At 62.2% G+C, this 21,872-nt stretch carries 18 protein-coding genes; 7 read left to right on the plus strand and 11 right to left on the minus strand.

Going from position 1 to position 21,872, the window contains the following annotated elements; translation table 11 throughout:
- Positions 1 to 791 precede the first annotated feature (791 nt).
- A complete protein-coding gene (locus M5B42_RS15030) occupies positions 792 to 1,130 on the plus strand; it encodes a DUF3077 domain-containing protein (RefSeq protein ID WP_248746292.1) in 339 nt (112 codons plus the stop codon).
- 162 nt (positions 1,131 to 1,292) lie between these two features.
- On the opposite strand, the gene M5B42_RS15035 is transcribed toward M5B42_RS15030, so the two are convergent.
- From M5B42_RS15035 to M5B42_RS15050, 4 genes are read right to left on the minus strand one after another with little or no spacing between them, the layout of a single operon-like run.
- Positions 1,293 to 1,715: a group 1 truncated hemoglobin gene (locus tag M5B42_RS15035; protein ID WP_248746293.1), complete on the minus strand. Its 423-nt coding sequence runs from the start codon at positions 1,713 to 1,715 to the stop codon at positions 1,293 to 1,295.
- The gene (locus M5B42_RS15040) at positions 1,715 to 2,575 is read right to left on the minus strand and encodes a DUF3034 family protein (protein WP_248746294.1); all 861 of its coding nucleotides are present in this window, start codon (positions 2,573 to 2,575) and stop codon (positions 1,715 to 1,717) included. The genes M5B42_RS15035 and M5B42_RS15040 overlap by 1 nt, the downstream gene beginning before the upstream one ends.
- Before the next feature lie 5 nt (positions 2,576 to 2,580).
- Positions 2,581 to 4,938, minus strand: a complete 2,358-nt coding sequence (locus M5B42_RS15045; RefSeq protein WP_248746295.1) for an EAL domain-containing protein — start codon at positions 4,936 to 4,938, stop codon at positions 2,581 to 2,583.
- Positions 4,922 to 5,611 (minus strand): methylamine utilization protein, encoded by a 690-nt coding sequence (locus tag M5B42_RS15050; RefSeq protein WP_248746296.1) that lies wholly within the window; start codon positions 5,609 to 5,611, stop codon positions 4,922 to 4,924. Before M5B42_RS15050 ends, M5B42_RS15045 begins: the two co-directional genes overlap by 17 nt.
- A 297-nt stretch (positions 5,612 to 5,908) precedes the next feature.
- Here M5B42_RS15050 and lon point away from each other — a divergent pair, with 297 nt between their 5' ends.
- The 5 genes from lon to cmoB all read left to right on the plus strand — a co-directional run bounded on the left by lon (position 5,909) and on the right by cmoB (position 11,572).
- Positions 5,909 to 8,341 (plus strand): endopeptidase La, encoded by a 2,433-nt coding sequence (gene lon, locus M5B42_RS15055; protein ID WP_248746297.1) that lies wholly within the window; start codon positions 5,909 to 5,911, stop codon positions 8,339 to 8,341.
- Positions 8,342 to 8,598: 257 nt separating this feature from the next.
- Entirely contained in the window at positions 8,599 to 8,991 is a 393-nt protein-coding gene (locus tag M5B42_RS15060; RefSeq protein WP_103494381.1) for a protease inhibitor I42 family protein, read from the plus strand.
- Between the two features lies 1 nt (position 8,992).
- On the plus strand, positions 8,993 to 9,628 hold the full coding sequence (locus M5B42_RS15065) for a lysoplasmalogenase (RefSeq protein ID WP_103494382.1): 636 nt from the start codon (positions 8,993 to 8,995) through the stop codon (positions 9,626 to 9,628).
- Positions 9,629 to 9,842: 214 nt separating this feature from the next.
- Entirely contained in the window at positions 9,843 to 10,619 is a 777-nt protein-coding gene (cmoA, locus tag M5B42_RS15070) for a carboxy-S-adenosyl-L-methionine synthase CmoA (protein ID WP_248746409.1), read from the plus strand.
- Positions 10,616 to 11,572, plus strand: coding sequence for a tRNA 5-methoxyuridine(34)/uridine 5-oxyacetic acid(34) synthase CmoB (gene cmoB / locus M5B42_RS15075; protein ID WP_103498515.1), 957 nt, complete (start codon positions 10,616 to 10,618; stop codon positions 11,570 to 11,572). Before cmoA ends, cmoB begins: the two co-directional genes overlap by 4 nt.
- Before the next feature lie 12 nt (positions 11,573 to 11,584).
- Here cmoB and tadA read toward each other — a convergent pair whose 3' ends face one another.
- The 7 genes from tadA to treP form a co-directional block, all read right to left on the minus strand.
- On the minus strand, positions 11,585 to 12,076 hold the full coding sequence (gene tadA / locus M5B42_RS15080; protein ID WP_103498516.1) for a tRNA adenosine(34) deaminase TadA: 492 nt from the start codon (positions 12,074 to 12,076) through the stop codon (positions 11,585 to 11,587).
- Entirely contained in the window at positions 12,076 to 13,452 is a 1,377-nt protein-coding gene (locus M5B42_RS15085) for a multicopper oxidase family protein (protein WP_248746298.1), read from the minus strand. Before M5B42_RS15085 ends, tadA begins: the two co-directional genes overlap by 1 nt.
- An 88-nt stretch (positions 13,453 to 13,540) precedes the next feature.
- Complete coding sequence (locus M5B42_RS15090) at positions 13,541 to 13,831, minus strand: PTS transporter subunit EIIB (RefSeq protein WP_248746299.1); 291 nt, start codon at positions 13,829 to 13,831, stop codon at positions 13,541 to 13,543.
- A gap of 2 nt (positions 13,832 to 13,833) precedes the next feature.
- Positions 13,834 to 16,371: a phosphoenolpyruvate--protein phosphotransferase gene (gene ptsP / locus M5B42_RS15095; protein ID WP_248746300.1), complete on the minus strand. Its 2,538-nt coding sequence runs from the start codon at positions 16,369 to 16,371 to the stop codon at positions 13,834 to 13,836.
- Between the two features lie 63 nt (positions 16,372 to 16,434).
- A complete protein-coding gene (locus tag M5B42_RS15100) occupies positions 16,435 to 17,658 on the minus strand; it encodes a carbohydrate porin (RefSeq protein ID WP_248746301.1) in 1,224 nt (407 codons plus the stop codon).
- 100 nt (positions 17,659 to 17,758) lie between these two features.
- A complete protein-coding gene (gene treC, locus M5B42_RS15105; RefSeq protein ID WP_152740952.1) occupies positions 17,759 to 19,408 on the minus strand; it encodes an alpha,alpha-phosphotrehalase in 1,650 nt (549 codons plus the stop codon).
- A gap of 82 nt (positions 19,409 to 19,490) precedes the next feature.
- On the minus strand, positions 19,491 to 20,933 hold the full coding sequence (treP, locus tag M5B42_RS15110; RefSeq protein WP_152740953.1) for a PTS system trehalose-specific EIIBC component: 1,443 nt from the start codon (positions 20,931 to 20,933) through the stop codon (positions 19,491 to 19,493).
- A gap of 226 nt (positions 20,934 to 21,159) precedes the next feature.
- Between treP and treR the strand changes: the two genes are divergently transcribed.
- Entirely contained in the window at positions 21,160 to 21,864 is a 705-nt protein-coding gene (gene treR / locus M5B42_RS15115; RefSeq protein WP_152740954.1) for a trehalose operon repressor, read from the plus strand.
- Positions 21,865 to 21,872: the final 8 nt, after the last annotated feature.

Consider the following 21,872-nt stretch of genomic DNA (forward strand, 5'->3'; position numbering starts at 1 on the left):
AAGAAACGCCGCAGGGTCGAATCTCCCGAGGTTGCCACGCAGGTCAACACCAGCGCCGCCAGGATATTGATAAGCACCGTGAGATAACTGAAGAAGTCATCCAGTCCACCCAACAGGCTCCCCGCGGCCTGACAGTTCTGGTAGAGCTGGATGCCCAATGTCGCCCAGCCCAGCAGTGCCGCGCCCTTCAGGGCAATCCCAGCCCAACCCCTGCCATCGCTCATGAGCTTGGTTCCTGACTCTCGCAACCTTTGCGATCCCAAAGATCCCCGTCGGCCGAGCACTCGATACAACACAGTGCCTTTGAGCATGACCCTAGAAGAACGCGAGATAAGGCTCTACTGTCAGAAATGACAGTCCTGACCAACGGCAGACCCGCTCGCAGGGGTTTTGGAAAAGCGCTACCGACTGATGAGGCTGGTGCAGCGCGTTAGCGGTCCCTGGAAGGCTTGATAGATCAACCCCCGAATGCGACTTTGCTCTTTCATTCGTATGAAGTTTCCTAGAAAATCCTGACCGCTTGCGCCTGCCAAAACACGTGGCTAGTCTTCGTTGGTCACTGCCAATTCGGTGATCGGGTTTAGTCGCCCACTGTTGAGTTAAGGCGCATAGCGCCATCGTCCTGTTCAGGCGCTTTTTTGTTGCCTGCACTTTATGGTGGCTGTGCGCAGGGCGCCCTCGGGCGCGCCGGTTCCTTAGCTCGCCGGTCGACTAACCTGCGTACAGCTGCCACCCCCATCGTTTAGTCGCGACTCGGTAGCAGTTCAACCCATGTTGAGAGAGCTAGACCTATGTCGAAAATTACCCCCGATCCCCCCGTCAACCCGCTGTACAAGCACGACAAGACCAGCGACCGGGTATTCGCCCATTACAACCTGCCGCCGCTGGAACCGCCCGAACCTTACAAACTGCCGGAAAGCCTGTATCGGATCCGCACGGATGTGCGCTCGGAAGAGTCGCTGACCGCCGCCTATGAGTTGCTCGAATCGGCCGCCGCGACGGCCTATGAATCCGTGGAAAACCTGAGCGGCGCCAACCGCAAGGTGGTGCTGGGCGTGGTGCACCTGATCGAGTTGGCGAAGGCGTTGGTGGATTCGGCGTTGAATGAGCGTGCCGTAGAGCACCCATAAGATTTGTAGTGTCTGGGCCGGCCTCTTCGCGGGCAAGCTCCGCTCCCACATTGGATTTGTGTCGTGCACAACATCCAGGCTCAACGCAAATACTGTGGGAGCGGAGCTTGCCCGCGAAGAGGTCAGTAGCCCTTATGCAAAATTCAACCGCAGCGACTCACCCTAGTGCTGAATAACCTCACCCCGCATCGGCGCCAGCCGTGCAATCAAACGATTCTGCACCGGCACCGGAATACCCTGGGTATCCATCGCCGCGATCAGGTCCTCCACCAGCGCATTAAAATCACTGCGACTGACGTTCTGGCCCTTGTGGCTCTCGGCCATGGTATCCCCGGTGTACACGCAAGGCCCACCCGCCTCCACGCAGAACTGCTCGACCAACTTGTCCCGCAAACGCTGGATATCGATCTTGCGAAAACGCTCGACGATCCGCGGATCATGGGCAATGTTCAGCAGCATGCCTTCGACAATCCGGTTAATCCCCGCCCGCTCGCCCAGGTCACGATAGAGGCTGTCATCCTTGGGCGGCGGCTGGGCACAACCGGCCAGCAGCAGAACCACCAGCAGCAGTTTCAGTCCCCTCATCAGAAACTCCCCTGCACGGACAGATAGGTGCCGTTCTGGTTATCCAGGGTCGCGATCTCTCCGAGCTTGGCGTAAGCCAGGACAAAGGACACATGCTTGTTGGGGAAGTAGCCGATAAACAGGTCAGCCCAATCGCTCTCGCCGGAGAACGACAGGTTGTCCGGCTTCTGCCGATACTCCACGCCCATGGCCCAGCGCGGGTTGAACAGCACCGCCACCGAGCCTTCCTTGAGCAGGCTGCGGGTATCGCGCCGATCGCCGCCGAAGCCCATCAGCCCCAGCTCGTTGGCCCGACTGTAGCGCACGCCGCCGTTGACCAGCAGGTTGTAACCGAAGGCCGCGCCCATGAACAGGCGGCTGGCGGCCAGGTAGCCCTCCACATCCTGGTCACGCTTGGCGCCCACCAGTTGCGGAATCTCGAAGTTGGTCTGGTGCTTGTACTCAAGCCCCAGGGATACCTGGGGCAAGCGGTCGTAGATCACGTCACCGAAGAGACGCACCTTCAGGCCAAGGATGTCCTGCCCCAGATGATCTTCCGGCAGGCTCAGCTTGCTGACCAGCGACCCGAGGTCGAAGCGCTGGCGGGCAAAGGAAACCTCCACGCGGTTGTCGTAGGACGCCGCGACCCCGGCCACATCGAGCCGATAATCCGGGAGATTGACCGTAGTGGCGAACGCGGTGGCGCTCCACTCGTTCTGCTCGCCATAGCCGGTCAGCACCGCCCAGGGCGTGATCCCGCCGCCCGCCGGGCCTTCGAGGCTGCTGGCCCCGCCCGTGGCGATCAAACGGCCGTTGTCGGCCAGAACCGGTTGCGCACCCAGGCAGGCCAGGCCGCAGAGCAAGAGAGATAAACGCTTCATGGCCGTCAATGAACCACAACGGACGGTGAACCCAAAGGTAAGGCAACCCAGGCCTCGAACGCTGCCGCGGTCAACGGGCGGCTGATCAGGTAACCCTGGGCGGTGTCGCAATGCCAGCGCTCCAGCAGACGCAAGCTGTGCGCATATTCGACGCCCTCGGCGACCACCTTCAGCCCCAGGTTGTGGCTCATTTCGATGGTCGAACGAACGATCACCGCATCCTCGCTGGTTTCATCCAGGTCGCGGACAAAGGATTGGTCGATCTTCAGTTCCTGCACCGGCAGGCGCTTGAGGTGGGCCAGCGACGAGTAACCGGTGCCGAAGTCATCCACCGACAGGCTGATGCCGCACTCGCGCAGCCGGTGCAGGACCTTCAGGGCCTGCTCGGGCTCGCGCATCACGGCGCTTTCGGTGATCTCGAAAATCAATTGTTCGGCCGGCAACCGGTATTGCTTGAGCAACGCCGAGACCCGGTCGGTCAGGTCGGGGCCGAGCAGGTCCTCCGCCGAAATATTCAACGACAATTGCAGGCGCAGGCCACGCTGGTTCCACTCCGACAACTGGCGTATGCCCTCCTCGATCACCCAGTGGGTGAGGATCTGGATGCTGCCGGTGCGTTCGGCCAGGACGATGAACTCCGCCGGCGAGACCATGCCGAACTGCGGGTGTTGCCAGCGCAACAGGGCTTCGGCCTGACGCACGCGCCCCTCACGGATATCCAGCTTGGGTTGGTAATGCAACAGCAGCTCGCCGTTGGCGGCGGCATGGCGCAGGTCACGAATCAGGGTGACCTGGCGGCGGTGCGCGAGGTCGCGTCCTTGCTCGTAAATCTGAATGCGGCCCGGAATCTGTTCGGCATCTTTCATGGCGATGGCGGCGCGGCTGAGCAGTTCCTCCGCGGACAGGCCATCCCCCGGAAAGGCGGCAATCCCCATCCGGCAATCCAGGGCCACGTCATGCCCGGCAATCCGCTGGGGCTTGAGCAACAGTTGCTGGAGCTTGTCCGCGGTGGCAACCGCGCCGTCGCTGGCGGTGCCTTGCAGCAACAGCAGGAACTCGCTGCCGATCAGGTGCGCCACGGTATCGCCGGCACGCAGGGCCCCCAGCAAGCGTTGGCCGACCTGTTGCAGCATCAGGTCCACCGCGTCGGGACCACCGGCTTCGCCGATCGCCCGCAGGTTGTCGATCTCCAGGTAGAGCAGGGCCACCGGACGCCCGGCGCTGATCGCACTGCCCAGGCGCTCCATGGCCAGCGCCCGGTTGGGCAGCCCGGTGAGCCCGTCGTGCAAGGCATTGTGCGCCAGTTGCTGCTCGCGCTCGGCGATGCCGCTTTGCATGGAGTTGAAGGCGGAGGCCAGAAGTCCCAGCTCGTCACTGCGCTTGAGCCGCACCGGGGTCTGGTAATCGCCCTGGCCGATCCTTTCCGCCGCCTGGGCCAGTGCCCGCACCGGCTGCGATACACTGCGCGCCAGCAACAAGGCACCGGCCAGGGATGCCACAAGCGAGATCAGGGCGATCAGCAGAATGTTCTGGTCGAGGGGCGCGAACGCCTGCATCGCCGCATCCAGCGGACTTTGCAGCAAGGCGATGACCTGGTTGTCATTTGCGTTGGTCGTGCTGGCCAGCATCAGCGTCTTGCTCAGGAAGCTGTGCTGCTCATATTCGGTCAGTTCCTGTATGTGTTTCGTGGCGTTGGCGAGCATCAGGCGCTCAATGCTTTGCGCCATGGCCGGCGGCTGGGTGCTCACCAGTTGTCCGGGTTGCTGCATGTCCACGGTCAGGAACGACACTTCCAGGTTGCTCAACGAACGCAGCTCGCGGGCAAACGCGGTGTCCATGGAAAAGCCCATCACCACCCGGGCGATCGGCAACGGCGCCAGCACCGGCGCCTCCACCAACAGATGCGGCTGGCCCTGCAGCGGCACGATCAGGGTCGACTGCTTGACCCGCCGCGCTTCGCGCAAGGCCTGGTCATAGCGGAACCGTGAACCTTCGGGCGCCTCGGCCAGGGTACTGGCGAGGACCTTGCCGTCCATGCTCAAAAGGATCATGTCGGTGGCGTTGATACGCTTGCCATGGTTGATCAGCACCGAACGGATGGTCGCCGAATCACCACTGGCCACCGCATCGCGAAAGCCGAAATCCGCCGCCAACAGTTGCACGCCATCGCTCAGGCGCCGGCCCTGGACATCCAGCAAACGTTCGAAGACCCGGGTACCGAGCTGCAATTGCTCACTGGCCTGGCTGCGGATCGCACTGTTGGTGGCGGCCTTGACGCTGAAATACAGCGCGCCGACCACCACCAGCAACAGCAGGATCAGGACGCAGGCGACCCGCGCCTGAAAGCTACTTCGCAGTTTCACTGACAGCTTTATTGAAGGCATCGCCGAAAGCACTCGGAGCCGGCGCCGTGGGTTCGTCCGGCGACAGGGGTTGGATCGACAGGCTGAAGCGTTGCTTCAGGTCCGTGGCGGACACACCGATTTCGCCTCCTGGCTGCGGCAGCATATCGGCCACCTGGGGATGCCAGAGCGTTATGTGGTAGCGGCCGGCGGGCAGTTTGTCGAAACGGATCAGGCCCTTTTTATCACTGACCGCGAACCAAGGATCGTCGGTCACATAGACATAGCCAAGCATCCAGTCATGGATGTTGCAACCCAACACCACGATACCCGGCTTGTCGAACAGCACCGGGTCCGACGGCGTGCCTTCGTAAAGACGCAGCTCGAAGCGCTTGGGCGCCGAGAAGGAATAGACCTGATGGCGGATATTGTCACTGTTGGGAAAGCGGATCTGGGTACCGGTATGTACCGCCAGCACATGGGGGGCGTACTGTTTGTCGCGCTGGTCCATGTCGGCCTTGAGGCTGAAGATCGGCGGCGGCGCATCGCCCTGCAAGGTCAAGACCGCGTTCGGCAAGGGCTTGCCGTCCTGATCGACGATCTCGGCCTGGAAACCGGCGGCCACACCCAGGCCGCTCGACAGCAGACATGCAACAAACAGAAACAATCCGGTCAACGAAGTTGGGCGGGCCATGCAGCAGCTACTCATCAGTGTGTGATCGTGGGGGCCGACCTTGGCATGAAAATGTTCCGCGAATGCAGATTACCGGGGGTTGCGGAGAAGAGCACGCGGCAAATGGGGCCATTAGCCACTATCCTGGCACAGCCGACGAACAACCGCTTGATCGGCAAAACCTTTACATGCAAAACACTTCTGTACAACGCTTATTGATCAACTATCGGCCGACTTTCGCAAAGCTATACTCCCGGCCATTGAAACCACCGGCGGCTCGCCCCATCTAACTGGCATATATCACTGTGCAGGTGCCCCATGAGCGAGCAGCAGGAATTCCCTGAACATCCGACCCTAGAGGCCGACACCGAACACACCCTTGACGACGCCCACGCCGCGAGCGCCTCCGGCACCGGCCTGGCCCTGCCCGGGCAGAACCTGCCGGACAAGGTCTATATCATCCCGATCCACAACCGCCCGTTCTTCCCGGCCCAGGTGCTGCCGGTGATCGTCAACGAAGAACCCTGGGCCGAAACCCTGGAACTGGTGAGCAAGTCCGATCACCACTCCCTGGCGCTGTTCTTCATGGACACGCCCAGCGAAGACACCCGCCATTTCGACACCAAGGCCCTGCCCGAGTATGGCACTCTGGTGAAAGTCCACCACGCCAGTCGCGAAGGCGGCAAATTGCAGTTTGTCGCCCAGGGCCTGACTCGGGTGCGCATCCGCACCTGGCTCAAGCACCATCGCCCACCGTACCTGGTGGAAGTCGAATACCCGCACCAGCCGAGCGAGCCGACCGATGAGGTCAAGGCCTACGGCATGGCCCTGATCAATGCGATCAAGGAGCTCTTGCCGCTCAACCCGCTGTACAGCGAAGAGCTGAAGAATTATCTCAACCGTTTCAGCCCCAACGACCCGTCGCCGCTGACCGACTTCGCCGCCGCCCTGACTTCCGCCACCGGTAACGAGTTGCAGGAAGTGCTCGACTGCGTACCGATGCTCAAGCGCATGGAAAAAGTCCTGCCGATGCTGCGCAAGGAAGTCGAAGTCGCGCGGCTGCAAAAGGAAATCTCCGCCGAGGTGAACCGCAAGATCGGCGAGCACCAGCGCGAGTTCTTCCTCAAGGAGCAGCTCAAGGTCATCCAGCAGGAGCTGGGCCTGACCAAGGACGACCGCAGCGCCGACGTCGAACAGTTCGAACAGCGCTTGCAGGGCAAGGTCCTGCCGGCCCAGGCGCAAAAGCGCATCACCGAGGAAATGAACAAGCTGTCGATCCTCGAGACCGGCTCGCCGGAGTACGCCGTCACCCGCAATTACCTGGAGTGGGCCACCGCCCTGCCCTGGGGCGTGTATGGCGAAGACAAGCTCGACCTCAAGCACGCGCGCAAGGTCCTCGACCAGCACCATGCCGGCCTGGATGACATCAAGGCGCGGATCCTCGAATTCCTCGCGGTCGGCGCCTACAAGGGCGAGATCAGCGGTTCCATCGTGCTGTTGGTGGGGCCGCCGGGGGTGGGCAAGACCAGCGTCGGCAAATCCATCGCCGAATCCCTCGGGCGGCCGTTCTATCGCTTCAGCGTCGGCGGCATGCGCGATGAAGCCGAGATCAAGGGCCATCGCCGCACCTATATCGGCGCCCAGCCGGGCAAGCTGGTGCAGGCCTTGAAAGAGGTCGAGGTGATGAACCCGGTGATCATGCTCGACGAGATCGACAAGATGGGCCAAAGCTTCCAGGGCGACCCGGCGTCGGCGCTGCTGGAAACCCTCGACCCGGAACAGAACGTGGATTTCCTCGACCACTACCTGGACCTGCGCCTGGACCTGTCGAAAGTGCTGTTCATCTGCACCGCCAACACCCTGGATTCGATCCCGGGTCCGTTGCTGGACCGGATGGAAGTAATTCGCCTGTCGGGCTATATCACCGAGGAAAAAATCGCCATCGCCAAGCGCCACCTGTGGCCCAAGCAGCTGGAAAAAGCCGGTGTCAGCAAAAGCAGCCTGAGCATCAGCGACGGTGCCTTGCGGGCGGTGATCGACGGCTACGCCCGGGAAGCCGGGGTCCGTCAGTTGGAGAAACAACTGGGCAAACTGGTGCGCAAGGCCGTGGTCAAGCTGCTGGACGCACCGGACACGGCGATCAAGATCGGCAACAAGGATCTCGAAGCCTCGCTGGGCATGCCGGTGTTCCGTAATGAGCAGGTGCTCTCCGGGGTCGGTGTGATCACCGGTCTGGCCTGGACCAGCATGGGTGGCGCCACCTTGCCGATTGAAGCGACTCGCATTCATACGCTCAACCGGGGGTTCAAGCTCACCGGGCAACTGGGTGAGGTGATGAAGGAGTCGGCGGAGATCGCCTATAGCTACGTCAGTTCGCATCTGAAGCAGTTTGGTGGCGATCCGGAGTTTTTCGATAAAGCCTTTGTGCATTTGCATGTGCCAGAGGGCGCGACGCCGAAAGACGGTCCGAGTGCCGGGGTGACCATGGCCAGTGCGTTGCTGTCCCTGGCGCGCAACCAGCCGCCGAAAAAGGGCGTGGCCATGACCGGTGAGCTGACGCTGACCGGGCATGTGCTGCCGATTGGCGGGGTGCGGGAAAAGGTGATTGCGGCGCGGCGGCAGAAGCTGTTCGAGCTGATCCTGCCGGAAGCCAACCGTGGGCACTTCGAGGAGTTGCCGGATTACTTGAAGGAAGGCATTACCGTGCATTTCGCCAAACGTTTCTCGGATGCGGCGAAGATTCTGTTCTAAACAGCAGGCATCTGGCTCGCCCGTAAGATTTCCAGCGTTCTCACGGGCCTCTTCGCGGGCAAGCCCTGCTCCTACAGGATTATGTCGTGCACAAGTTTTGCGTTCGACGATGAACTGTAGGAGCAGGGCTTGCCCGCGAAGCTTTTGGCGGCAATTACCGCCCCTACAGGATCATATTCGGTCTTGTTTCACAGGCATTAGTGCAACCCCAGCTCCACAGGTTATGCTCGGTCATCGCTGTAACAACTGGAGACACTATGACCCCGACTCGCCTGCTGCTGCCGTTAAGCCTCGCCTTGCTCGCCGCCTGTGCCCAGCAACCGCGCCAGAACGTGACGCTGGAAAAACAAAGTGACTGCCCGATGCAACTCAAGACCGGGCAGAACATGATCCTCAGCCTGCCCAGCAACCCCACCACCGGTTTTCGCTGGGCCATCCAGGACTCGGCGGGCGGCGTGCTGAAAAGCCTCGGCCCGGAGGTCTACCACAATCCCGACGACAACGGCCTGGTGGGCAGCGGCGGACAATCGACCTGGCGCTTCCAGGCCTTCGCCGCCGGCACCGGGCGCCTGCGCCTGACCTACCAGCAACCCTGGGAACCGGAAGCCACGCCGGCCCAGAGCTTCGACTGCCCGATCACGGTGAACTGACATGCCTTGGCTGATCCTCGCCCTGATGGGGGCTGCCGCGTTCCTCTATGGCGTGAGCATCGAGCTGCCGATGCTGTGCCTGCTGACCAAGCCGGTACCGGTACTGGTCCTGCTCGGCTGGTTGCACGATGCGCCGGTGACCGATTATCGCCGCTGGATCGGCCTGGGTTTGATCTTTTCCCTGCTGGGAGACGTGCTGCTGGCCTGGCCGGGCGATCTGTTCGTGTTCGGCCTGGGCGCGTTTCTCGTCGCGCACCTGGCTTATCTCAAGGCTTACCTGGGCGACTGCCGTCGGTTGGCGCCATTGCCCTTGTTGCTGGCCCTGCTGATCGGCGCCGGGTTGCTCGGCATCCTGATGTCCAAGGGCCTGGGCGACCTGCTGATCCCGGTCACGGTTTACGCACTGGCCATCAGCGCCATGCTCTGGCGCGCCCTGGCCCGACTGGGTACCGATGTGCCCAAGCGCTCCGCCCTGCTGGCGGCGGCCGGCGCCCTGACCTTCGCCTTCTCCGACAGCCTGATCGGTATTGATCGCTTCGTGGTCAAGTTCGCCGCCGCGCCCTACCTGATCATCATTGCCTACTGGCTGGGACAATGGGGCATTGCGGCCTCGGCCTTCAGCCAGAAGCCGCGCTGAACGCAGCCTGCTCCTCTACTCTTCTGCCCTTCTGCCCTTCTGTAGGAGCGAGCTTGCTCGCGATGAACGCAAGGACACCACTGGCATCCAGATACCCCGCGTTATCGTTGACGCCCATCGCGAGCAAGCTCGCTCCTACAGTTTTAGTTTTCGGGGCGTGCAGGCTTGGCGTTTTATCCGACAAAGCGCGCATCGCGGCGCCAACTTGGCTAAAATGCCGGCCTTTTCAGCATCCGCCGGAACCGTCGTGAGCAAAGAACCCGATCGCCTTTTCGCCCAGCCCCTGGCCCAGGTGCCGGACTTCGCCTTCAACGAAGACGTGGTGCGGGTCTTCCCGGACATGATCAAGCGCTCGGTGCCCGGCTACCCGACCATTGTCGAGAACCTCGGCGTGCTCGCCGCGCAGTTCGCCCAGCCCCACAGCGTGCTCTACGATCTGGGCAGCTCCCTCGGCGCAGTGACCCAGGCCCTGCGCCGTCACGTACGCCGCGACGGGTGCCGGGTGATCGCGGTGGATAACTCCGCGGCCATGGTCGAACGCTGCCGCCAATACCTCAACGGCCAGGACTCGATGTTCCAGGAGCTGCTGCCGGTGGACGTGATCGAGGGCGATATCCTCGCCCTGGAATTCCAGCCGACCTCGGTGGTGGCGCTGAACTTCACCCTGCAATTTATCGCTCCCGAACAGCGCCAGGCCCTGCTCGGGCGTATCCGCCAGGCCTTGCTGCCCGGCGGCGCGCTGATTCTCTCGGAGAAACTGCGCTTCAATGATCCCGAAGAACACGCGCTGCTCACCGACCTGCACGTCGCCTTCAAGCGCGCCAATGGCTACAGCGAACTGGAAATTGCCCAGAAGCGCAGCGCCATCGAAAACGTCATGAAACCCGACAGCCTCGAAGAGCACCGCGAACGCCTGCTGGCCGCGGGTTTCTCGAAAGTCGTGCCCTGGTTCCAATGCCTTAACTTTGCCTCGTTGATTGCCCTGCCATGATCGATCTGTCTCCTCTCGCCCGCCGTCTGGCTGGCACCCCTTTGGCCGAATGGGCCAACGGCCTGCAAGCGCAACTCGATGCCCGCATGGAAAAAGGTCATGGCGACCTGGAACGCTGGCAGAGTGCGCTCGATGCGCTGCCGAAGATCCAGCCGACCCAGGTCGATCTGCTCAACGGCCTGACCCTGGACACGGATTGCGACGAGGCCACCCGCGCGCAGATGCGCACGGCGCTGATGGGCTTGTGCCCGTGGCGCAAAGGCCCGTTCGATCTGTTCGGCGTGCATGTCGACACCGAATGGCGCTCGGACTGGAAGTGGTCGCGGGTCGCCCCGCACCTGGACCTCAAGGGCAAGCGCATTCTCGATGTCGGTTGCGGCAACGGCTACTACATGTGGCGCATGCTCGGGGCCGGCGCGGACACGGTGATCGGGGTCGATCCGAACTGGCTGTTCTTCTGCCAGTTCCAGGCGGTGCAACGCTATTTGTCGGAGCCGTCGGCCTGGCACCTGCCGTTCCCTTTCGAGGACCTGCCGGCCGAGCTGGAAGGCTTCGACACGGTGTTTTCCATGGGCGTGTTCTACCATCGGCGCTCGCCCATCGAGCATTTGCTGGCGCTCAAGGACTGCCTGGTCAAGGGTGGCGAACTGGTGCTGGAAACCCTGGTGGTGGAAGGTGACGAGCATCAGGTGCTGATGCCGGAAGATCGTTATGCGCAGATGCGCAATGTCTGGTTCCTGCCGTCGGTGCCGGCGCTGGAACGCTGGCTGCGGCGCGCCGGGTTCAGCGATGTGCGCTGTGTCGATGTGAGCGTGACCACGGTGCAGGAACAGCGCGGGACCGAGTGGATGAAGTATCAGTCGTTGAGTGACTTCCTGGATCCGGAGGATCACAGCAAGACCATCGAAGGGCTGCCGGCGCCGATGCGGGCGGTGATGGTCGCCCGCAAGTAAGGCAGGCCCGACTCAGGACTTGCTTCTACGCGCCTTGAAGAACTCGCTGAGGATCGCCCCGCACTCCTCGGCCAGTACCCCACCTTCGAACAACACCCGGTGATTGAGAAAGTCCTGGGTAAAGAACTGCCCCTGGCTCTGCACGATCCCGGCCTTGGGTTCCAGTGCACCATAGACCACCCGTGCAATCCGCGAATGCACGATCAACCCGGCGCACATGCTGCACGGTTCCAGGGTCACGTACAGCGTGCTGCCCGGCAGCCGGTAGTTGTCGAGCGCCTGGGCGGCGGCGCGGATGGCGACCATCTCGGCATGGGCGCTCGGATCGCTGCCACTGATCGGGCAATTGAAACCGCGTCCGATGATCTCGCCGTCCTGCACAAGCACCGCGCCCACCGGCACCTCGCCCAACAGCGCGCCCTGGGCGGCCAGCGCCAGGGCTTCACGCATGAAGTCCTGGTCGCGGCTGCGGTCGATGATCGGCGCCGGCCGTATCTGACGCATCAGGCCACCTCGATGGCGGCCATCAGGCCGGTTTCCATATGGTCGATCACATGGCAATGGAACATCCACACCCCCGGGTTATCCGCCACCAACGCTACCCGCGCCCGCTCGTTCTTGCCCAGCAGGTAGGTGTCGGTGAAGTACGGCGTGATCGCCTTGCGGTTCGAGGCGATGACCTTGAAGCTCATGCCGTGCAAGTGGATAGGGTGCTGATACTGGGTCATGTTCTTCAATTCGAAAATATAGCTCTTGCCCTTCACCAGCTTGGCGATGGGTCGGTCGGCGCAGGTCTTGTCGGTGATGTCCCAGGCCTTGCCATTGATCTGCCAGAGACTCGGAGGCTGGCCATTATCGACGTTCACCGAAACCGAGCCAACCCATTCGAAATTGAAGTTGAGCTTTTCTGCGTTCGCCAGGTCCGGCTCGGCTATCGGATTGGCCGGCAAGGCCTTCGGCCAGTCGGTCGCCATGCCGCTGTCGGCCACAGAACGAAAGGTCGCCAGACGCACCGGACCGTTACGCAGCGATAGCTCTTCACCAGCCGCCGGCGCCTTGATCGCCAGGCAGATGCGCATCCCCGGTCCCAGCCAGTATTCCTTGCCCAACGGACGCGGCTCCACCGGATTGCCGTCCAGCGCATAGATCCGCGCCTCGACACCGGGGATATTGAGCCGATAGGTCAGGGTGTTGTCGAGGTTGAGCAGGCGAACCCGAGTGATCTGTCCGGCCGGTAAGTCGACCACGGCTTGCGACACGCCATTGACGGTCGACAGGCGCCCCGCCGTGCCCCCACGCGCGGCTTCACGGGGAATGCTGAAAGGCACGAAGGCCCCCTCTTCATCCACGTGCCAGCTTTTCAGGCTCAAGGTGCGTTCATGCTGGAAACCGCTGGGCTCCCGCTCTTCGACGATCAGCGGGCCGACCAGCCCGCGCCCCAGTTCCTCACTGCTGTTGACGTGGGGGTGATACCAGTAGCTGCCGGCATCCGGGACACGAAACTTGTAGTCGAAGTATTCGCCGGGTAATACCGGCAGTTGCGACACGTAGGGCACGCCGTCCATTTCCAGCGGCAGGCGGATACCGTGCCAGTGAATGGTGGTAGCCACCGGCAGGTGGTTGATAAAGCGCACCCGCAGCCACTCGCCCTGACGCACCCGCAACTCGGTGCCCGGCGCCGACGGGCCGAAGGCCCAGGCCGGGGTTTGATGCCCGGCCACCAGCTCGACGTCCAGGGGCGCGGCGATCAGCTCATAGTCATGGCCGGCATCGGCGTCGGCCATTTTCCCCAACCAGTAACGCGATGCACCGCCGGCGCCAACGCCCACCACTGCAAGACCGGCCAGTCCACCGAGTATCTGTCGACGGGTAAAGGACATGAACGCAACCACCTCACCTATTCAGCCGCGCACCAGGGCGCGCAAAAGGCGAATACGATACACCCGCAGTTGCGAAACAGTAAGAAAATCAGTCCAGGCCCAGCAACAAATGGGTCACGCCACCGGCCAATATCATCACCCCGGCGACACCCGCCGCCCGCAATGCCGACTGATCGATCCGGGCACTGTCATTCAAGGCCACACGCAGGCGGGTCAGGGCCACGCGCTGGTGAGACTTGAGATTGCCTTCGCCGCCCAGGGCCGCGACGATCTCCGGGCGCAACGTCTCTTCTGCCGTGGCAACCGGCGCACTCGCTTGATCCGCCACCAGATCCGGCGTCAGGGCTTTCCAGAATGCCCGCTGAAATTTCTCGAACATGTTCAGTTCTCCAGGACCCGCGGCTGCAGCGCCGTGGTGTGTTGATGATCGAGCAAGGCTTCGCGCACCTGCCCGGCGTTTTCCAGGCCAAGAATCCGTTGCGCCAGTACCTGGCATTCCGTCAACTCGACCTCGCGGACCGCGGCCTTGATCGCCGGAATCAGCGGTACGCTGACCGACAGCTCATCCACGCCCAGGCCCAGCAACACCGGCACCGCCAAGTCCTCGGAGGCCAGCGCGCCACACACGCTGACCGGCTTGCCATGGGCATGGGCGGCTTTCACGGTGGTGGCGATCAGGCGCAATACCGCCGGGTGCAGGCTGTCGGCCTGGCTCGCCAGTTGCGGGTGATCACGGTCCATGGCCAGGGTGTATTGGGTCAGGTCATTGGTGCCGATGGAAAAGAAGTCCACCTCGGGGGCGAACAGATCGGCCATCAGGGCCGCCGCCGGCACTTCGATCATGATGCCCAGCTTCGGCAGCGCCTTGAGTCCCAGCGCCAGGGCTTCATCCTCGAGGAACTGGCGTGCCTGCCGCAACTCGGACAGTTGGGTAATCATCGGCAGCATGATATGCAACTGGGTCAGGCCGGCACAGGCGAGAATCCCCCGCAATTGCTGACGCAGCAGTTCCGGGCGTTGCAGGCACAGGCGAATCCCGCGCATACCGAGGAAAGGGTTGGCTTCAGTATCCATAGGTACGTAGGCCAGGGGCTTGTCGCCGCCGACGTCGAGGGTCCGCACCACCAGGTTGCGCTGCGGCCCCAGAGCCCGGGCAATAGCCGAATAGGTCGCGGCCTGCTCCTCGACACTCGGCGCGCTCTGACGCTCCAGATAGAGAAACTCGGAACGCAGCAAGCCGACCCCTTCGCCGCCCAGGGTCAACGACTGCTCCACCTCTTGCAGCGAGGCGACGTTGGCGGTCACCTCGAAATGGTGACCGTCACGGGTACGCGCCGCCTCGGACGCCTGTTCCTTCTCGCGCTGGTGGCGCTGGTGTTGCTGCTGGCGCTTGACCAGCAGGCGTTGCACATCCGCCTCTTCCGGCATCAGGTGCAGGCGCCCGAGGTCGGCATCGAGCAGCACCTGGGTACCGGCGGGCACCTTCAGGACCTCGGCGGGCAAACCGCAGAGCGCCGGCAAACCGAATGCCCGGGCCAGGATCGCCACATGGCTGGTCGCCCCACCACCGACGGTGACGAAGCCGAGGACCCGACGGGTATCGAGTGCGGCCGTTTGCGACGGGGTCAGTTGCTCGGCAATCAGGATGGCGTCGTCCGGCATCTCGGTGACCCGCTCCTCGACCCCGAGAATCAGCCGCAGCACGCGCTGGCCGACGTCCTTCAAATCCAGCGCGCGCTCCGCCAGCAAGCTGCTGCCCAGGCGTTCGAACAGCGCGCAGGTGTCCTCGGTGACCTGGCGCCAGGCGAACGCCGCGCTTTTACCCTGGGCGAGCAGGACCCGGGCCTGCTCCAGCAGGCTCGGGTCTTCCAGCAATTCCTGATGCGCGCGGAAAATCTGCGCCTGGGCGCTGCCCTCGGTGTTGTCCCGCAGCCGCTGCAAGGCCTGGGTCGCCTCGTCCAGGGCCCGTTCGAGCGATGCGCGCTCATGGGGCTCGTCGGAACCGAATTCCGGAACTTCCAGCCGCTGTTCGGCCACCTGCACCACCCGACCGAACGCCGAACCCGGCGAAGCACAAACGCCGCGCAACAGGCTCGGTGAAGACGCCTCGACCACCACGGGGATATCGATCACCGCCGCAGGCTCGACCGACTCACCACAACCCTCGGCCAGCAAGGCCGCCAACGCGTCGATGGCGGCCTGGGCATCCTCGCCCACCGCACTGACCTGCAACACATCGCCACGCACCGTCTGCAAGGCCATGATCGCCACCAGGGACTTGGCATTCGCGCTGTCCTGGCGCCGATGCACCACGATGCTCGCGGCAAAACCCTTGGCCGCCTGGGCCAGCACCGCCGCCGGACGGGCGTGCAGACCGTTGGCGTTGGGCAAGGTCACGGGGCTTGAGAACAACGCCTCGCCTTCCTCTTCCACCACCGGGCCCGCCGATGCGCCGTTGTGCTCGATCCGCAACAGTGGCGCGCCGCTTTCAATCAAACCACTGGCCGGAGCCAGCCGGGTGAACGTCTCGCCACTGACCACCAACACCAGGGTCAACAGACTGCGGGCGTGCAAGGCGATGTAGTCGACATCGAACTCGATCAACGCCTGCCCGGCCGTCACCCGCTCACCTTCGCGGACCAGGGCGGTGAAGCCCTTGCCCTGAAGCTGCACGGTGTCCAGGCCGATATGCATCAGCACCTGCACACCCTGGTCGTCGGTAATGCTGATGGCATGGCCGCTGGCCTGGACATTGCTCACCACCCCGGCCAACGGTGCGCAGAGCACCGAAGACGTCGGGTCGATGCACAGGCCATCGCCGATCATGCGACTGGAGAACACCGGATCAGGCACCTGATCCAGTTCGATCAGCACCCCGGACAGGGGCGCGAGCAGTTCCAGGGAAGGGGTTGCGGTCATGACATCACCTTTATCATTGTTCTTTGAAGCGCCGGCGCGGCGAAGGCCACGCCAGCATAGGACTTATTCCCACCAATACTCGACCTGCACACCGAAATTGGAGCCATGCAGGGCGCTGCCGAAACTACCGGTATCGGACAACGCCGACCCCGCATCGAACTGATTGGCCGCACGCTGGGCCGCCGCATTCCAACTGGCATAGGTGTAGTAGAGGCGTATCTCCGGTCGCGTCCAGAAATCCGGACCTCTGGGTGACCAGGTAGGGGCGAAGGTAAACTTGCTGAGCTTGCGGGTACCGCCCGGCGCCTCGATCTGGTCATGGCCCAGTTCGGTCACCAACTTGAACTGCTCGGTAATGGCGTAGGTCGGACGTACTCCCAGGGAGATCCAGTTCTGGCCCTGGCCGTCGGGACGAATGTCCTTCTGGTACACGGCCTCGATCTGCCCGCCGAATTGTCGGGTGATCTGCCAGTCGAAAAACTCGACCGCGCGGTAGCTCTTGTTGCTGGTGTCCAGGCTCGGATCGCCGGTGTAGCCCAGTCCGGTACCCGGCCCCTCGCCGTATTGCAGGGCGAATTTGTTCTTGCCGCCGAGGAAGTTCTTCTGCACGTGCTGCGCGGTGATGGCCCAGCCTTGGTGGGTGTCGCGGCGATTCGGTGCATCGAGGTAACTGGCACCGAGCTCCACTTCGCCATCGGTATTGGTCTTGAAGCCGGCGACGTTGAAGTCGTGACGATTGATATAGTCCTTCTGGTACAGGTTGTCCTTGCGCGAGAAGGCATAGCTGTATTTCAGGTCGCCGATCTTCACATTCTCGATACCACCGCCCGTGGCGCTCTGGTTCCAGTAGTAGAAGTCGGAGATATGGATGTCGTTACGCTTGTAGTAACGCCGCCCGGCCCACACCGAGCCGCCATTGAGCGAGGGCAGGTTCGACCACTTGGCGAACATCTGCGGCATCCGCACCGTGCCGTTGTCACCGTCGAAACTGGGATTGTGATCGTACTTGTTGTACAGCGACGCCATCCCGTCGACGCTGACCACCGACCCGTCATCGAGTTTCAGCACGTCCTGGCGCAACTCAAGCTCCCCGTACTGTTCACACTCGTTACCCAGGCGATACTTGGATTGCGCACCAGGCAAATGGAAACAGCTTTGCGAGCCGCCGCCGGTCGAACCGCCCAGGCCGCTACGCAAGTAACCGGCGAACTCCAGGGCCTGGGCCGAGAATGGCAACCCCAGGCATACACAAGACACCACAAGACCGCGATTTATTGTTGTTTTCATTGGCTCCCCCATTATTTTTATTGTGTAGTGCTTGTTGATTATCGGGCGCGGCTCTCCCGCGCACGATTTGATGCGAACGGCATTTAATGAATGAAACGTCTTACTTTTCTGACAGGTGCAATACAAAAGATTCGTAAGGTTTCAGCGACAGATATCGGCTACGCGGCACGTCGTCGATGTAGTTGCCGATCACCAGACGCTGGCTCTGGCCGTCGATGAAAACGCCTTCGGGCAACGCCACTTCGCAAGGCTCGGCATAGAAGTTGTTCACCACCAACAGTCGCTCGCCCTGCCCTTCCCGCACATAGGCCCAGACCCGTGGATGATCGGGCAACAACTGGCGGTAGACGCCGTCCACCATCAGCGCTTCGCTGCGCCGCAAACCGACCAGGGCGCGGTAGTGATGCAGCACCGAGCCGGCATCGTCGAACTGCTTGTCGACGTTGATCCAGGCCGCATTCGGCGGCACATCGATCCAGGGTTGGGCAGTGCTGAAACCGGCGTTCGGCTGCGCATTCCATTGCATCGGCGTGCGACTGTTGTCGCGGGATTTCTGCATGATCGCCGCCATGCTCCGGGCTTCGGACTCGCCGGCCTCGCGCTTGAGCCGGTAGATGTTCAGGGTCTCGACATCGCGGTACTGCTCGATGGACTCGAAGCCCGGATTGGTCATGCCCAGCTCTTCGCCTTGATAGATGTACGGCGTGCCCTGGAGGAAATGCAACGCGGTGGCGAGCATCTTCGCCGACACGTCCCGGTATTCACCGTCATGACCGAAGCGCGAGACCACCCGCGGCTGGTCGTGGTTACACCAGAACAACGCATTCCAGCCACCACCGGCCTGCATGCCGGTCTGCCAGTCGGAGAGGATGCGCTTGAGTTCGAGGAAATCGAAATCGGCGCGAACCCATTTTTCCATGTTCGGATAATCGACCTTCAGGTGATGGAAATTGAAGGTCATCGACAGCTCGCGGGACTGCGGATGCGAATAGCGGATGCAGTGCGCAAGGCTGGTGGAGGACATTTCGCCGACATTGATCAGGTCATGGCCTTCGAAGACTTCGCGATGCATTTCCTGCAGGTAGTCGTGCACGTTCGGACCGTCGGTGTAGAAACGGCGGCCGTCGCTGGCGTCCTCGGGAAAGTCGGCGGGCTTGGAGATCAGGTTGATCACATCCAGGCGGAAACCACCGACACCCTTGTCGCGCCAGAAGCGCATCATCTTGAACACTTCCTGGCGCACCTGGGGATTGTCCCAGTTCAGGTCGGCCTGGGTGTGGTCGAACAGGTGCAGGTAGTACTGGCCGGTCTGGGCCTCATACTCCCAGGCATTGCCGCCGAACTTCGACTCCCAGTTGTTCGGCTGGTCGCGCCAGATGTAGAAGTCCCGGTACGGGTTGTCGAGGCTGCTGCGGGCCTGGCGGAACCATTCGTGCTCGATGGAGGTGTGGTTGACCACGATATCGAGCATCAGCGTGATGCCACGCTTGCCGGCTTCGGCGATCAGCAGGTCGCAGTCGGCCATGGTCCCATAGCTCGGGTCGATGGCGTAGTAGTCGCTGATGTCGTAGCCGTTGTCACGTTGCGGCGAACGCAGGAACGGCGTGATCCACAGGCAATCGACGCCCAGCCACTTGAGGTAGTCGAGCTTGTCGACCACCCCCAGCAGATCGCCGGTGGCCTGGCCTGAGTGGCTGTAGAAACTTTTCGGGTAGATCTGGTAGATCACCGAACGCTGCCAGTCTTGCATGGGGATTCCTTGGTAGTGCCAGTGGTAGCTGTGTGGTGTTTTGCGGCGTCAGCGCGAGCACCCTCGCGCTGACGCTGCCGGATCAGGCGACGCGGTAGCCGGGCCGGACGATTTTCAGGCTCAACCCGCAGGTCAGCACGAACGGCACGACCATGGCGATGACCATGCCGACGATAAACATCGGGATGTATTGCGGAATGATCGAGATAAAGCCCGGCAGGCCACCCACGCCGATGGCCGAGGCCTGGACCTTGTTCAGCGAGAGGAAGATGCTGCCCAGCGCCGAACCGATCAGCGCGGCATAGAACGGAAACTTGTAGCGCAGGTTGACGCCGAACATCGCCGGCTCGGTGATGCCGAAGTAGGCGGAGATCGCCGAGGTCGACGCCATGCTGCGGTCCCGTGCATTGCGGCTCATATAGAACACCGCCAGTGCCGCGCTGCCCTGGGCCAGGTTGGACATGACGATCATCGGCCAGATGAAGGTGCCACCCTGGGTGGCGATCAGTTGCAGGTCCACCGCGAGGAACATGTGGTGCATGCCGGTGATCACCAGTGGCGCGTAGAGCAGGCCGAAGATCGCGCCGCCGAGCACCGGGGCCACATCGAACAGCATGACCACGCCTTCGGTGATCAGGATGCCCAGGTGACGGGTCACCGGACCGATGACCGCCAGGGCCAGCACGCCGGTCACGACGATGGTGGTAATCGGCACCACCAGCAGTTGAATGGCATTCGGCACCCGCGCCCGCAGCCATTTCTCGATGACGCTCATGACATAGGCGGCCATCAGGATCGGCAGGATCTGCCCTTGGTAGCCAACCTTCTCGATCCGGAACCAGCCGAAGATGTTGAAGTACGGCAGGCTCTGGCCGTCCAGGCCGGCGACCGCCTTGCCGTAGTTCCAGGCATTGAGCAGGTCGGGGTGCACCAGCATCAGGCCGAGCACGATGCCGAGGATTTCACTGCCGCCAAACCGCTTGGCCGCCGACCAGCCGACCAGGGCCGGGAGGAACACGAAGGAGGTGTTGGCCATCAGATTGATCAGGCTCCACACGCCATCCAGGGACGGGTAGGCCTCCAGCAGGGTCTTGCCGTCGATGAACATGCCCTTGGCGCCCATGAGGTTGTTCACCCCCATCAGCAGGCCGGCAATGATCAGCGCCGGCAGGATCGGCATGAACACATCGGAGAACACCCGCACCAGACGCTGTACCGCGTTGATCTTGTCGGCGCTCTTCTGCTTGACGTCGGCGATGGTCGAGGCGGCCAGCCCGGTGATTTCGCGCAAGGCGGCGTAGACCCGCTCCACTTCCCCCGGACCGATGACGATCTGGAACAAGCCGCCGGTGAAGAAGGTGCCTTTCACCAGGTCGATATTGGACAACGCGGCCTTGTCGACCAGGCTCGGGTCCTTGAGGGCCAGGCGCAGACGGGTGACACAGTGAGCGGCCTGCTCGAGGTTTTCAGCGCCACCGAGGCCTTGCAGCAGCTCGCGGGCAATATTCGGATAGTCGTGGCTCATGCTTTTCTTCCACTGTTTCTTGTTATTGGAGGGTGTTGGCAGCACACAGGAATGAAAAATACTCGTCTGTACGAGTTAAAGCAATAACTCGTACAGACGAGTTATGGGTTTATCGGTAAAAGATCCGACAAATGGACAAAGTTTCGGCCTGCCCTTAAGGTTCAGGATCACAGCACATAGCGTCGGCTACCCTGTTGGCGAGTACTTTCGATCCAGAGCGACCAGCATGAGCAAATACAACCAGATCTACAGTGATCTGCTTGCCAGCATTACCACAGAGCAATTGGAAAAAGGCGCCCGGCTGCCGTCGGAAACCGAACTGATGGACAGCTACCAGGCCAGCCGCGGCACCGTGCGCAAGGCCATCGAGCAACTGCAGGAACGCGGTTTCGCCCAGAAGATCCATGGCAAGGGCACCTTCGTGCTGTCACGCAGCCCGATCGAGTTTCAATTGGGCGGCATCGTCAGTTTCCAGGAGGCCCACTCCAGTCTTGGCAGCAATATTGGCACCGAAGTGGTGGAGTTCAGCGAGATCGCCCTTGAGGGCTCGCTTCAGGAACGCCTGGATGCCGAACCGGGCAGTTCGGTGATTCGCATCAAGCGGGTGCGGCGGATCGACGGCAAGCGGATCATCCTCGACATCAACTATTTCGTCGCCGACCTGATCCCCGGCCTGACCCGGGAGATCGCCGAACAGTCGATCTATGCCTATATCGAGAAAACCCTGCAACTGAGCATCAGCTTTGCCCAGCGCACCATCGAGGCGGCCCGTTGCAGCCGGGACGATGTGCTGCACCTGGACCTGGACGGGGCCAGCCATGTGATCGTGGTGAAGAACCAGACGTTTTTGCAGGACGGCCGACAGTTCGAATACACCGAGTCGCGGCACACCCTGGACAAGTTCTACTTCTCGGATGTGGCAAGGCGCTGAGCCGCTGA

Origin of the sequence: Pseudomonas sp. MWU12-2037, assembly GCF_023242345.1 — a bacterium.
In the GTDB taxonomy this organism is placed as follows: Bacteria; Pseudomonadota; Gammaproteobacteria; order Pseudomonadales; family Pseudomonadaceae; genus Aquipseudomonas; species Aquipseudomonas gingeri_D.